The 12,522-nt window shown below is 39.4% G+C and carries 11 protein-coding genes; 6 read left to right on the forward strand and 5 right to left on the reverse strand.

What is annotated here, in order from left to right:
- The first annotated feature begins 90 nt into the window (after nucleotides 1–90).
- The 3 genes from sufC to V7K31_RS31070 are packed head-to-tail and all read left to right on the forward strand — an operon-like array spanning nucleotide 91 to nucleotide 3,575.
- Nucleotides 91–882: a Fe-S cluster assembly ATPase SufC gene (sufC, locus tag V7K31_RS31060; protein ID WP_335100294.1), complete on the forward strand. Its 792-nt coding sequence runs from the start codon at nucleotides 91–93 to the stop codon at nucleotides 880–882.
- Nucleotides 882–2,255 (forward strand): Fe-S cluster assembly protein SufD, encoded by a 1,374-nt coding sequence (gene sufD / locus V7K31_RS31065; RefSeq protein ID WP_335100296.1) that lies wholly within the window; start codon nucleotides 882–884, stop codon nucleotides 2,253–2,255. The genes sufC and sufD overlap by 1 nt, the downstream gene beginning before the upstream one ends.
- A gap of 57 nt (nucleotides 2,256–2,312) precedes the next feature.
- Nucleotides 2,313–3,575, forward strand: a complete 1,263-nt coding sequence (locus V7K31_RS31070) for a cysteine desulfurase (RefSeq protein WP_335100298.1) — start codon at nucleotides 2,313–2,315, stop codon at nucleotides 3,573–3,575.
- A 245-nt stretch (nucleotides 3,576–3,820) separates the two neighbouring features.
- Here the strand turns inward: V7K31_RS31070 and V7K31_RS31075 are convergent, their stop codons facing one another.
- Nucleotides 3,821–4,471, reverse strand: a complete 651-nt coding sequence (locus V7K31_RS31075) for an NIL domain-containing protein (protein ID WP_335100300.1) — start codon at nucleotides 4,469–4,471, stop codon at nucleotides 3,821–3,823.
- Between the two features lie 410 nt (nucleotides 4,472–4,881).
- Between V7K31_RS31075 and V7K31_RS31080 the strand changes: the two genes are divergently transcribed.
- Together V7K31_RS31080 and V7K31_RS31085 are read left to right on the forward strand one after the other, a co-directional pair.
- On the forward strand, nucleotides 4,882–6,915 hold the full coding sequence (locus V7K31_RS31080; protein ID WP_335100301.1) for a hypothetical protein: 2,034 nt from the start codon (nucleotides 4,882–4,884) through the stop codon (nucleotides 6,913–6,915).
- A gap of 97 nt (nucleotides 6,916–7,012) precedes the next feature.
- Nucleotides 7,013–7,747, forward strand: a complete 735-nt coding sequence (locus tag V7K31_RS31085) for a type I restriction enzyme HsdR N-terminal domain-containing protein (protein ID WP_335100303.1) — start codon at nucleotides 7,013–7,015, stop codon at nucleotides 7,745–7,747.
- A 90-nt stretch (nucleotides 7,748–7,837) separates the two neighbouring features.
- On the opposite strand, the gene V7K31_RS31090 is transcribed toward V7K31_RS31085, so the two are convergent.
- The 4 genes from V7K31_RS31090 to V7K31_RS31105 all read right to left on the reverse strand — a co-directional run bounded on the left by V7K31_RS31090 (nucleotide 7,838) and on the right by V7K31_RS31105 (nucleotide 11,425).
- Nucleotides 7,838–8,104, reverse strand: a complete 267-nt coding sequence (locus V7K31_RS31090) for an NIL domain-containing protein (RefSeq protein ID WP_334945348.1) — start codon at nucleotides 8,102–8,104, stop codon at nucleotides 7,838–7,840.
- Nucleotides 8,105–8,370: 266 nt separating this feature from the next.
- The gene (gene cysW, locus V7K31_RS31095; RefSeq protein WP_335100306.1) at nucleotides 8,371–9,249 is read right to left on the reverse strand and encodes a sulfate ABC transporter permease subunit CysW; all 879 of its coding nucleotides are present in this window, start codon (nucleotides 9,247–9,249) and stop codon (nucleotides 8,371–8,373) included.
- The gene (gene cysT / locus V7K31_RS31100) at nucleotides 9,236–10,096 is read right to left on the reverse strand and encodes a sulfate ABC transporter permease subunit CysT (RefSeq protein ID WP_335100308.1); all 861 of its coding nucleotides are present in this window, start codon (nucleotides 10,094–10,096) and stop codon (nucleotides 9,236–9,238) included. Before cysT ends, cysW begins: the two co-directional genes overlap by 14 nt.
- 162 nt (nucleotides 10,097–10,258) lie before the next feature.
- Nucleotides 10,259–11,425 carry a sulfate ABC transporter substrate-binding protein gene (locus tag V7K31_RS31105; RefSeq protein WP_335100310.1) on the reverse strand — a complete coding sequence of 389 codons (1,167 nt, stop codon included), beginning with the start codon at nucleotides 11,423–11,425 and terminating at the stop codon, nucleotides 10,259–10,261.
- A 402-nt stretch (nucleotides 11,426–11,827) separates the two neighbouring features.
- On the opposite strand from V7K31_RS31105, the gene V7K31_RS31110 reads away from it, so the two are divergent.
- Nucleotides 11,828–12,439 (forward strand): hypothetical protein, encoded by a 612-nt coding sequence (locus V7K31_RS31110; protein ID WP_335100312.1) that lies wholly within the window; start codon nucleotides 11,828–11,830, stop codon nucleotides 12,437–12,439.
- The last annotated feature ends 83 nt before the right edge of the window (nucleotides 12,440–12,522 follow it).

Raw genomic sequence — 12,522 nt, forward strand, 5'->3', positions numbered from 1 at the left:
ATACTAATGTATCTGTGTTCATCTCTGGAAGAATAACGAACCGCGAAGGCGCGAAGGGCGCGAAGTAAGAGAAGAGAGAAGGGAGAGAAGATGATTATTGAAAATAGTGAAGTTGTGCTGTCAGTTAGGGATTTGACGGCTAATGTTGATGGGACACCGATTCTTAAGGGTGTGAATCTTGAGGTGCGATCGGGTGAAATTCATGCGATTATGGGGCCGAATGGTTCTGGTAAGAGTACTTTTTCTAAGGTGTTGGCTGGGCATCCAGCGTATGAGGTGACTGGCGGTGAGGTGGTTTTTCAAGGGCAAAATTTACTGGAGTTGGAACCGGAGGAACGGGCTAGAAGTGGCGTCTTTTTGGCGTTTCAGTATCCGTTAGAAATTCCGGGTGTGAGCAATTTGGATTTCTTGCGGGTGGCGTACAATTCCCGTCGCAAGGCGCAAGGTTTAGAGGAAATAGACGCTTTTGATTTTGACGATTTGATTGAGGAAAAGCTCGATGTGGTGAAGATGAATCCCAGTTTTCTCAGTCGGAGTTTGAATGAAGGGTTTTCTGGTGGTGAGAAAAAGCGGAATGAAATTCTGCAAATGGCGCTGCTGGAACCAAAATTGGGAATTTTGGATGAAACAGATTCGGGTTTGGATATTGACGCGCTCAGAATTGTGGCGAATGGGGTAAATCAACTGGCAAGTCCAGAAAATGCCACAATTTTGATTACTCACTACCAACGGTTACTCGATTATATTGTGCCTGATTTTGTACATGTGATGGCACAAGGGCAGATTATAACCAGTGGTGGTAAGGAACTGGCACTAGAATTAGAGTCTCGCGGTTATGACTGGGTTCTGGAAGAATTTGCAGCTGCTGAGGTGGGTGTGTAATGAGTATTCAAGTTTCTCCCAGCACAATTCCTAACTCAAATGCAGTCAGTTTGACATCGACTCTGTTAGATAGAGATGGGTATCTGACTGGGTTGTTAAATCAAGTAACCGCAACGAAAACAGAAGGTTGGTTGCAGGAATTACGCCAAGGTGCTGCTAATTGGGTACGCCACTCGACTATCCCCACTACCCGCGAGGAAGAATGGCGGTTTACTGATTTGTCGTCTCTGCGAAAGGTGCAATTTAATGTAGAGACGGGAAATTTTGCATCTTTACAATTTGATATTTTGCCAGAAGCGGCTAATAGTCGTTTGGTTTTTGTCAACGGCGTTTTTGCACCGGAGTTATCCGCAGTTACAGATTTACCACCTGGTATTGTGGTGAGTAATTTGGCTGGCTTATCTGTGGATGAGCAGGAAGGTGTAAAGCAGTATTTAGCTCAAGCTGAGGGAGCGCAGGAAGTTTTCACGGCTCTCAATACGGCTGGGATAACTGATGCAGCTGTAGTCTGGGTGAAGAAGAATGTGGTAGTTGAGACACCAATTCATTTGGTGTTTATTTCGGTTGCTGGGGAGACAGCGACGATTTCACAGCCGCGTTGTTTGGTGGTGGCGGAAAGTGGTTCGCAGGTGATGTTGGTTGAAGAGTATGTGGCAGGCAAGATGCCTACCCCACAAGAGGGAGGGGTTTACTTTACCAATGCGGTTACGGAAATTTGGGTGGGTGATAATGCTGAGGTGAGTCACACTAGGGTTGAGCAAGAAGGTGTAGAGGCTTTTCATATTGGGAAGACTGCGATCGCACAATCTCGTGATAGCCGATATACTTGTCATGTCATAACTTTAGGGGCGAAGTTGTCACGGCATAATTTGGAGATTTTGCAAACTGGTGAGCAGACACAAACTACTCTCAATGGTTTGACGATGGTTTCTGGTAAGCAGTTGGCTGATACTCACAGTGCGATCGCACTTAACTATCCTCACGGTATAAGTGACCAATTGCATAAATGTATTGTAGGCGATCGCGCTCATGCAGTGTTCAATGGTAAAGTTTTGGTACCCAAACGGGCGCAGTTGACAAATGCAGTCCAGATGAATCGGAATTTGCTGTTATCATCTAAAGCCAGGGTTGATACTAAACCCCAATTGGAAATTACTGCCGATAATGTCAAGTGCGCTCACGGTGCTACCGTTAGCCAATTGGAAGATGATGAAATATTCTATCTGCAAAGTCGGGGAATTGATGAAAATGATGCTCGGAAGTTGTTAATTAACGCCTTCGCTGCTGAAGTCATCAACAAAATCCCTGTTCCCTCTCTGCGAGAAATCCTTTTAAACACAGTCAATAATCTTAAGTCCCTGACTAATGACTAATGACCATTGTACAGACGCGATTAATCGCGTCTCTACTTACTAATAACTAATCTACCAATGACTTTCATCACTACCAAAACCCTTGCTGATAAAGTTCGCGCTGACTTCCCGATATTGCATCAGGAAGTCAACGATAAACCCTTGGTTTATCTCGATAATGCGGCGACATCGCAAAAGCCTTTGTTCGTATTAAATACCCTACGCGATTATTACGAGCAATATAATGCTAATGTGCATCGCGGTGCCCATGTCCTGAGTGCTAAAGCTACTGATGCTTATGAAGGTGCTAGAGACAAAGTTGCTAAATTTATTAATGCTGCATCGCGTCAGGAAATCGTCTATACCCGCAACGCAACTGAAGCGATTAACTTAGTAGCCTACAGTTGGGGCATGAACAATTTGCAGCCGGGAGATGAAATTATTTTCTCGGTGATGGAACACCACAGTAATATTGTACCTTGGCAATTGGTGGCGCAAAAAACGGGTGCAGTACTGAAATTTGTCGAACTAACACCAGAAGAAACTTTTGATTTGTCACAGTTTAAAAAGCTGATTTGCGACAAAACAAAGTTGGTGTCAGTAGTGCATATTTCTAATACTTTGGGTTGTATTAATCCAGTGGAAGAAATTGGTGCGATCGCGCACAAATATGGTGCTAAATTCTTAGTTGATGCTTGCCAAAGTGTCCCCCATTACCCCATTGATGTGCAGCAGATAGATTGTGATTGGTTGGTAGCATCTGGTCACAAAATGTGCGCTCCAACTGGGATAGGATTTTTGTATGGTAAGTTAGAATTACTAGAATCAATGCCACCATTTTTTGGTGGTGGTGAGATGATTGCAGAGGTGTATTTAGACCATTCCACCTATGCAGAATTACCGCATAAATTTGAAGCCGGTACACCTGCAATTGGGGAAGCGATCGCTCTTGGTGCTGCGATCGATTATCTTAGTAGTATCGGTATGGATAAAATCCACGCCTACGAAGCAGAATTAACAGCTTATTTGTTCCAACAATTAGAGCAAATTCCCCAAATTAGAATTTACGGACCCAAACCAAATGCTAAAGGTGAAGGTAGAGCCGCTCTTGCGTCATTCACCGCCGGGGAAGTCCACGCCAACGACTTATCTACATTATTAGATCAAGAAGGCGTTGCGATCCGTTCTGGACACCACTGCACTCAACCATTACACCGTTACTTAGGTCTTCCTGCAACCGCACGAGCAAGTCTATCTTTCTACAATACCCGTGAGGAAATTGATATTTTCATCAAAGCACTGAAGGAAACTCTGGACTTTTTTGCGGGTTTCGTTGGTTAAAGTTACAAAATATTCAGACACTAATTGTGGAAAATATTAGCAACATATATTGCTAATATTTTGCACAATTTAATTATTAGTAATAAACTAGACTTTTAAAATAACCTCTTAAGTTGGGATTATAAAATTTAATGATTAGTATTACTAAATTCAACAGATTTGACTTTCTAGTTTTGATTTTAATTGTGATGATTGGTCTTATACATTTACCTATAACGCTCAAAACTATGGCGCGTCCAGGAAATTTATGACGAGCGATCGCTATAAACGCTAGACAAATCCAGCCAAATCGGTAGCCCCAGTTTTTCTAAATAACTCAGGCTAAAGTAGAGTTGCTTTGTTCTCCCCCACAAATCCAAGTCAAACCAGCCGTCATCTTGCGTATCGGGTTGAAGTCTAGCACTGGTGATATTGACTGTTAATCCATAACGAGAAACTAACTCCGAAATCACCGGTTCTTCGTAATAGGTTTTTAAGACGCACATTTGCAAGCGCAATCGATTGGTTTGACCCAGAGAAATCCATTGCTGGAATTGTTCTTGCCATTGATTTGTCAGCGATGCAGAGTCTTTGGGACTCACTTGGGTAGCTGGATTTGGGAAAGGTAAAGGGTGCTGGTTGGTTTGAATCTGGTTAGCGATCGCTAGTTCTAGCAAATTCACTCCCAATCCTTGCAAGTAAGATAGACTATTTGTCAGTTTTTGGGGATTTCCCGAAAGTTCCAAATCAAACCAGCCATCGCTGTCACTATCTGATGTCAGGGATGCAGCTTTGATATTGACGGTTAAACCATAACGAGATACCAGTCGGGAAATTACAGGTTGCCTGTGATACCTCTGAGGTACGAGAATTCGGCTGTGGACTGAAGCGGGTTCTATTGATTTTGTGGGAGACATCAGATTAATTCCCAATAGCGATACCTACGGTGGTCACTGAGCTTTGGCGCTACGCAATTTTTGGGTTCTAGCAGAGAATCTTGCTAATCCCGTGCCCCTACAACTCAACTTTGCCTGCTTGGATGTCAGCCTCATAGAGATTTTCATATTTTTGGCTTTTATTAAACTACTGTAACTCTATCGACTTAATGAATATAATTGTTATGCAAAGGAGAATCTCACAAAGTTCGCAAAAAAACAATGGGTAAATTCACGTAAAATTATGTTCAGGCGATCGCCCTACTCATTACCAAGCGATTAAAGGTTCCCGAAGTCAGGTTAGAGGATGTTTTAAGAATTTTGTTAGATTTTAGATCGTGGTGGGCATACTGCAAATATCAACTAAGTAGCATCGGAACAGGGAAAACAGTATGTTGACTACACTGCCGCAAGAAGAAATTACATTATTGAAGCAAAAGTTAACACATGAAATCAGGAAGCTATCAGGTGCAGCAGAGAATAATATACCTAAGTATATTTGCATCAATAACCTGAAATCAAAGCTAGAAAGATTAGAAGAAATCGAGAAAATTCTTAGTATAGATAAATATAAAATTGTTTTTATAGGTACTATTGGTAAAGGAAAAACTACAGCCATCTGTCATCTTTTTAACTTAATAAGCGATTTCAAGGTTTCCAAGACAATTAATGGCAAACCTAAAAATGTAATCGAAACTAAAGAGTTACTATCAACGGGATCGGGCAAAACTACTATATGTGAAGTAATTATTAAGGCATCTGAAATAACTTACATAGAGATAGAGCCTTATACAGTTGATGAGATGGAAAACCTTATTTTTGATTTCTGCGATTCTATTGCTAATAGTGCTAATAGAGATAATACCCAGTCCGAGGAGAAAATAATCATTTCCGAAGAAATTGAGAGAGCTATTAGAAATATTACAGAACTTAAAATTACTTCTAAAACAGTCTCTGATGGTGATAAAAAGAACACTTTAAGGACTGATCAAGCAAAAGAATTACTTGATAAATCAGGAGTAGAATTACTGAAAAAAACTGCATCGAATAATGCAAATCTAGAAACTAGAACTACTACTAAAATTGAGTTTGACAACCAGAAAAATGAGCAAGAATGGATAAAAAATACCTTTGCTGCCATCAATAATGTTCAGTTAAAGGAGTTTGCTATTCCAAGGAAAATATATCTTTATCTGAGCGATGAGATTTTATCTGGTTCCAACTTGTCTCAGTTCGATTCAGTTGTTGATACGAAAGGACTTGATGAGAACGCAATTCGTAAAGACTTGCAGAAATATGTTGATAGCCAGGATACCATCTGTCTCTTTGTAACTACCTTTAACGATGCACCTGAAGCTAATATTATGAAATTAATAGGTTATCATCTTACATCTAAATCAAAAGATTTTCATCATAGATTTGTAACTTTGGTATTACCTCATAAAAATGAACCTAAAAGGGTGAATGGATGTGATGGAAACTATGGTACAGGAATTCAAATCAGACAAGATGAAGTTCAAGCTACATTCAAAAATTTAAATTTAGATTTTTTCCAAAAAAATATCTTGTTCTATGATTCCTTAAGATACTATCGTGATGATGATGATGATGATGTAGTTAAGCTAATTGAAGGCTGCGAAAAAAATGTACAGGCAGATAAAAACGAATTTATCGAAGCTATAGCGGGTGTAGTAGAACGTAGGCGAAATATTTTATTAGATGAAATCAAGGCTATCAAAGAAAGCTCGGCGAAAATCAAAAACGGTAATGCTTTAACAGAATCAGAAATCAAGGCAATTGAAAATGCCATTAAGGAGATAAAGGATTTACAGTCTTTGAGTAAAAGAACATCTAGTTTTATTTTTGAACAATTTACTGATGAATATGTTAATCAATACTATTGTAAGGTTTATCCAGCATGGAACACGAAACACGCTATTCATAGAAATTTTGGTTCCTATGAACCAAGAGATATAGATATATTTTATGATGCGAAGGTTGTTGCTGAGGGAATAGATGAAGAGAAAATGCTGAAGAAATTTACCAAAGACGTAAAACAGGACTTAGAAAATATCCTGAATGAGCTTACATCTGCGAATGAATCTTTAAAAACATTTATCCCTGAATTAATCCAAGAATTTTACGGTTTATATGACGAGTTTATATATGAAGTAGGCACAGCAGTTGAAAAGGAAGTCAGAAAAAAGCTATCACCTGAAAATGAAGATTCTGATTTTTGGAATGCTCTAATTGCTGAGAAAGGTAAGGAACACAAGAAAGGGGAAACTTATACAGGTAATGTATGTCTGATATTGAAGCGAGAACTGGAAAAAGAGACAAACTTAAATACATTTTTCAAAAGCGAAGCTGAAGAACATTGGGAAAAATTAGTTACTGAAATACTAGGCTTTTTTGGGCAAAAATAGACAATCTATCAATTTTACATTTAATACATAGTTTAGGGCGCAATATAATTGTGTCCCTAAAACTATTTTATCCATCATTAGTTGCTATCACAAATATATGACTAATTTACAACAAGAAATATCTACAAAACTCAGCAAATATACAAAAGATTATCAAGAATATATAAAATGTTTGATTAGGGAAATACAAATTCCAATTAATGGAAGCCCAGAGGAGTTAGTTAGACAAATATTTATTCATTTTTTTATTAAAGAAAGTGGTTTATTTCCAGATATCATCAGTATCGAAGTTGAGGCTAATCATCATGATATAGAAATATACAAAAAGCAAAAAAATGATGATTTTAAGCCACATCAATCTCCCTTAATAATTGTGGAAGTAAAACGAGAAGACTCGAATTTAAAAAATCATTATAATCAGATTCAAAGGTATCTCAAAAAAGCTTGTTGCGATATTGGGATTTTGTATAATTATCATGAAATTATCGTCTTTACTAGAAAAGATGATCAGTTTGAAATTAATCATCTCAAAAGTCTTAGAGACATACAGGCATTAATTTTACAAAGCAATAATAATAATGATGATTTATTAGATTTTGAAAAAGCTCAAAACGGAAATTTTGATAGTTTTGCTTATTTAATTAGTAAATATGGTAAATATACAACTAATCAAGTAGTTTTTAAAGTTAAACAACAGCAATCCCAAATAGAAGGATATTTCTTCAATATACAAGGAAATAAAGTTTACTATGATCTATGTGGTAAATATTCACAAAAACAACAAAATTTTGATTACCAAGATTTTGAAAAACTAATTTCTATTGCTTATTAAAGAAAAACCTAATCCCCTTACCGACGCAGGAAGGGGAAAAATTCAAAGTCTCTCTCCTTTTAGGAGAGAGATTTAGAGAGAGGTTAACCTTTACCAATCACTTGCTTTAGTGTCGTCCCATACTTCTAACTCCAAGTCGTGGAGATAGGTTAACCCACTCTGAATTTGTGCATCTGTTCCTTGTAATTCAAGGTCAAACCAACCATCACCGACAGCATTAGCTCCCAAAATTGCTGCGGTGATATTCACAGTCAATCCATAGTCAGACACCAGGCGAGAAATGACAGGTTCCTGGTGATAATTCTGAGGAATTCTCAGGCGAATCCGTTTATTGGTAAGTGTATTGTCACTAGCCATATATGAATTATTTCAATCCCTGATAGGAATTGGTGCAGAACTACCCTTAACACTAATGGTAATTTACTTATAGGTACTAGGTAGGTAGGCGTAATTAAATATAGGATCAAACCTCACCCTCAATCCCTTTCCTTACTAAGGAGAGGGAAGCCGGAGGCAGAATGAGGTTTTATATTTAATTTGACCCACTTACTTAGGTAGATCGTACCATGTCCTCTGATTTGCTTGTATCCTATTCAAAGGATAATTATAATCCCTTAATTTTTCTATTCAACATCTTTAATGCGCGTTTTCCGTTCTAAAAGCTCCTTCAGCACTAAGGTTACTACTGCTAGCAACCCTAACAGTACAGCCGCAGAAAAAGCAGATTCGGTTTCGTATTGTTTGTAAGCGTCTTCTACAAATAGTGGTAAACTCTGGGTTTGGTCAGCAATGTTGCCAGAGACCACCGAAACCGCCCCGAATTCACCCATTGCTCTGGCATTGGTCAAAATTAAACCGTAGAGTAAGCCCCAACGGATACTCGGCAGGGTGACGCGCCAAAATATCTGCCAATCTTTCGCACCTAGAGTTCTAGCAGCTTCTTCTTGATCCTTACCAAATTCCTCTAAAACAGGAATCACTTCTCGCGCCACAAAGGGCATACTCACAAACGCTGTAGCCAGTACCATACCTGGAAAAGCAAAGACAATCTTGATATCATGTGCCTGGAGCCAAGGGCCAAACCACCCATTCCGACCGTAGAGCAGTACAATCATCAATCCTGCGACTACGGGTGAAATCGAAAAAGGCAGGTCAATAATGCTCAAAACTACGGCGCGTCCAGGAAACTTATGACGAGCGATCGCCCAAGCTGCACATAACCCAAATACTGTATTTATAGGCAGAGATATCAAAGCTAGCAACAGTGTCAGCCAAGCTGCATGGAGAAAAGCTGGCCGCGTTAGGTTGGACAGAAACGGCCCAACTCCCTTGCTGAAGGCTTGGACAAAAACGTTGATTGCCGGGATGTATTCAACCAGAGCTAAATAAGCGATCGCTATACCAATTAAAACTATTGGTACCCAACTCTTCTGCTCTTTAGGCTTGGCTATATCTGTATCATACCCAGAAGATGAGTGAAAACTTGGCTTATCTACTGTCATATCGCCTTGCCCATGCTTGTAAGAAATTAATTGCCAATAGCAGTACTAATGAAATTGATAATAAAACTATGCCAATTACTGTTGCACCAGAATAGTCATACTGCTCTAATCGTTGGAAAATCAGCACAGGTGCGATCAAATCTTTATAGGGCGTATTGGAAGAAATAATCACAGTCGAACCATATTCCCCAACTGCACGGGAGAAACCCAAAGCAACACCAGTTAAAATTGTCGGAAATAAAGGTGGCAAAATCACTTTCCAGAAGGTCTGCCATTGAGAAGCACCCAGACACCAAGCGGCTTCTTCAATTTCACGTTCCATTTCCTGAAGCACGGGTTGCACAGTTCTGACGATAAAAGGTAGTGAGATAAATATCATTGCTACCGCTACTCCCGTGCGGGTAAAAGACACCTTAATTCCCAGTGGTGCTAGTAGCGAACCTATCCAACCATTATCGCTGTAAACTGTTGCCAGGGTTAGCCCTGCTACCGAAGTTGGTAGTGCAAATGGTAAATCCACTGTCGCATCAATCAACCGTTTTAAAGGAAAGTTGTAGCGAACCAGAACCCAAGCAATCAGAGTCCCAAATACGCCATTGAGTAAGGCAGCAAATATTGCTGTAAAAAAAGTGACGTTGTAGGTGGCTAATGCAATATCACTGGTTGCGATCGCCCAAAATTTCGCCGGAGTTTCCGTACTTGCTTTCAGGAACATGGCAGCGATCGGGATAAACAACATCACTGTCAGGTATCCTATGGTGATTCGCCAAGTCCAGGGAACCCGCCCCAATTTCTTCCAGAATGGTGTTTTGCGTTTAACTTCCAAAGAAGGAGATACAGTCGTCATAGTCAAAAATTCAAAATTCAAAATTCACAAGAAGTTTTTTCCCAGTATTCGTAATTGCTAATTCGTAATTAAAAAATAGACCAACTAATTTTAATTCTGGATAAAATAAAGTTTTGGAGGTCATAATTAAGAATTAAGAATTACGAATTACGAATTATTTAATTACCGTTTAATTTGCGCTTGAATCTTATCAAATACGCCCCCATCTGCAAAGAACTTCTGATCGATTGCTCCCCAACCACCGAAGTCTGCAACTGTACCGAGAGTTTTCACCTTGGGAAATTTGTCTGTGACTTCCTTACTTTGAGCTAAAGTCTCATCTACCGGTCTGAATCCCAATTTGACAAACTCTTGCTGTGCTTCTGGGCTATAGAGGTATTTCACAAAACCTTCAGCAACTTCGCGGGTTCCGTGCTTATCGACGTTCTTATCTACTACAGCGATCGGGTTGTCGATGGATATATTCACATCGGGAACGACATACTTAACCTTCTCGCCCTTTTGCTGTGCCAAAATAACTTCGTTTTCGTAGTTTATTAAGACATCTCCCTGCCCTTGCTTGGCAAATGTATCAGTCGCTTCCCGCGCATCTTTAGGCAAGATTGGCACATTTTTGTAAACTTTAGTCACAAATTCAGTAGCTTTGGCCTCATCGCCACCTGTTTTAATCACAGAATTCCATAGTCCTAAGAAATTCCACTTAGCACCGCCGGAAGTTTTGGGATTAGCAGTAATCAACTTTACACCGTCTTTGGCTAAATCTTCCCAGTTCTTGATGCCTTTAGGATTGCCGGAACGAATGACTAATGCTGCAACTGATTTGGAGACAATACCATTATTAGGAACTTCTTTTTCCCATCCTGGCTGAATCAATCCAGCTTTCTCAATCTTTGAGGTATCTCCAGCCAGCGCCAAGTGGACAACATCTGCTTCCAAACCATCGATAACGGCGCGAGTTTGAGAGCCAGAACCGCCATAGCTTTGTTTGAAGACGACAGTTTGGTTATGATCTTTCTTCCACTGTTGTACAAACTTAGGAATAATGGCTTCGTGAGCCGCTTTGGTAACGGCAAAGGAAACGAGAGTTAGTTCAACATTATCCTTGTTTGCAGCAACAGGACTAGCAGTAGGGGGTTCCGTGGAAGAATTACTCCCAGTTCCACCGGAGCAGGCGGCAAGCGCCACACTCAATACGGTACCTACTAAAAAGAGTGATACAAAGCTTTTGAGCGAATTCAATCTGAACCGATATGTTCTATGTTCAGCGTAGGCGTAGGCCCCCGGAGGCATCGCTTGTAACCTTTTCAGTGGGCGTTGCCACAAACTCATTCTATTTCCTCCATTAAATGTACAGATAACTGATAGGAATACAGTTATATAGTGTTTATCATACTGGATGATTCCATGTATCTAGTTATAAACACCAAAAAACCTCACATTCTTTATCAAGAATATGGTGATTTTACCAGTTTTGTGAACAATTACAATGCTTTTATTTTCAACTATTTAACCCTAATGTCGATGGATACTCCACTTTCCAAGCTGGGCGAAGCTATCACTAGGTCATTTGCATGGTGATGAGCGTTTGCCAGTGTTAGCGGGGATAGACTTGGAGTTAACTGTTGCTCAGGTGTTTGGTTGGCTAAAAATCAGCAGTTAGAGAAACCCTAATATAATTGACGACTATCGTCTCCAATATTACACTAGGTATTGAGTGATGAGTTTTTAGATATGAAATCCTACACTGAGATATACAACGACTATTTCGCTAATGTTTATCCCTGTGCAGAGGAGGAATATTCTTGGTATAAAAAAGCTGACAATTTAAGAGATGCTGTCGAAAAAGCTTTTCTTAGTAGAAACAAAAACGAAGAAGTTGAAGACCATCAAGCCCGTTATGGTATTCCCAAGTGTTTACCTTTAGCGGCTGAGATTGCCTTAGAACATTTTGATGCTGAGTGTATTACTGGTTTTGACAATTTTAAAACTATTGATCAATTTGTTCGCTCTGTTAGAAAGGAAGTCAAAGGCTTTGGTGAATTAGCCAATTATGATGTGGCAATGCGTATTGCTCACTATGTGGGTTGTGGAGAACTTCAGGTAGTCTATCTTCATGCAGGTGTTAAGACTGGATGTCGCGCTCTAGGTTTGAATGTAAAAAATAGACGTATCATACCTGTAGAAGAATTTCCTGTACCCTTTAACCAATTAAGCGGAGATCATCTAGAAAATTTACTTTGCATTTATAAAGAAGTGTTAGCTAATTCTCTAGCCGAAGTAGGTAAAACTTGTATTCGCCCAAAAATAAATTCTTCCTGTATCAGTAAAAATGGCTACGCTTAAAATGCTAATAATATATGAAAAGTATGAAAAACAAAACCCATCTAGAAATTATCTAAATGGGGAAAATCGAGCAACTAGTTATT

The organism is Nostoc sp. (assembly GCF_036917675.1).
GTDB lineage: Bacteria > Cyanobacteriota > Cyanobacteriia > Cyanobacteriales > Nostocaceae > Nostoc.

What these genes read in the sequence shown, in the direction of transcription:
- sufC (WP_335100294.1), top strand. Translation starts at nt 91, where the DNA reads ATGATTATTGAAAATAGTGAAGTTGTGCTGTCAGTTAGGGATTTGACG.
- sufD (WP_335100296.1), top strand. Translation starts at nt 882, where the DNA reads ATGAGTATTCAAGTTTCTCCCAGCACAATTCCTAACTCAAATGCAGTC.
- V7K31_RS31070 (WP_335100298.1), top strand. Translation starts at nt 2,313, where the DNA reads ATGACTTTCATCACTACCAAAACCCTTGCTGATAAAGTTCGCGCTGAC.
- V7K31_RS31075 (WP_335100300.1), bottom strand. Translation starts at nt 4,471, where the DNA reads ATGTCTCCCACAAAATCAATAGAACCCGCTTCAGTCCACAGCCGAATT.
- V7K31_RS31080 (WP_335100301.1), top strand. Translation starts at nt 4,882, where the DNA reads ATGTTGACTACACTGCCGCAAGAAGAAATTACATTATTGAAGCAAAAG.
- V7K31_RS31085 (WP_335100303.1), top strand. Translation starts at nt 7,013, where the DNA reads ATGACTAATTTACAACAAGAAATATCTACAAAACTCAGCAAATATACA.
- V7K31_RS31090 (WP_334945348.1), bottom strand. Translation starts at nt 8,104, where the DNA reads ATGGCTAGTGACAATACACTTACCAATAAACGGATTCGCCTGAGAATT.
- cysW (WP_335100306.1), bottom strand. Translation starts at nt 9,249, where the DNA reads ATGACAGTAGATAAGCCAAGTTTTCACTCATCTTCTGGGTATGATACA.
- cysT (WP_335100308.1), bottom strand. Translation starts at nt 10,096, where the DNA reads ATGACGACTGTATCTCCTTCTTTGGAAGTTAAACGCAAAACACCATTC.
- V7K31_RS31105 (WP_335100310.1), bottom strand. Translation starts at nt 11,425, where the DNA reads ATGAGTTTGTGGCAACGCCCACTGAAAAGGTTACAAGCGATGCCTCCG.
- V7K31_RS31110 (WP_335100312.1), top strand. Translation starts at nt 11,828, where the DNA reads ATGAAATCCTACACTGAGATATACAACGACTATTTCGCTAATGTTTAT.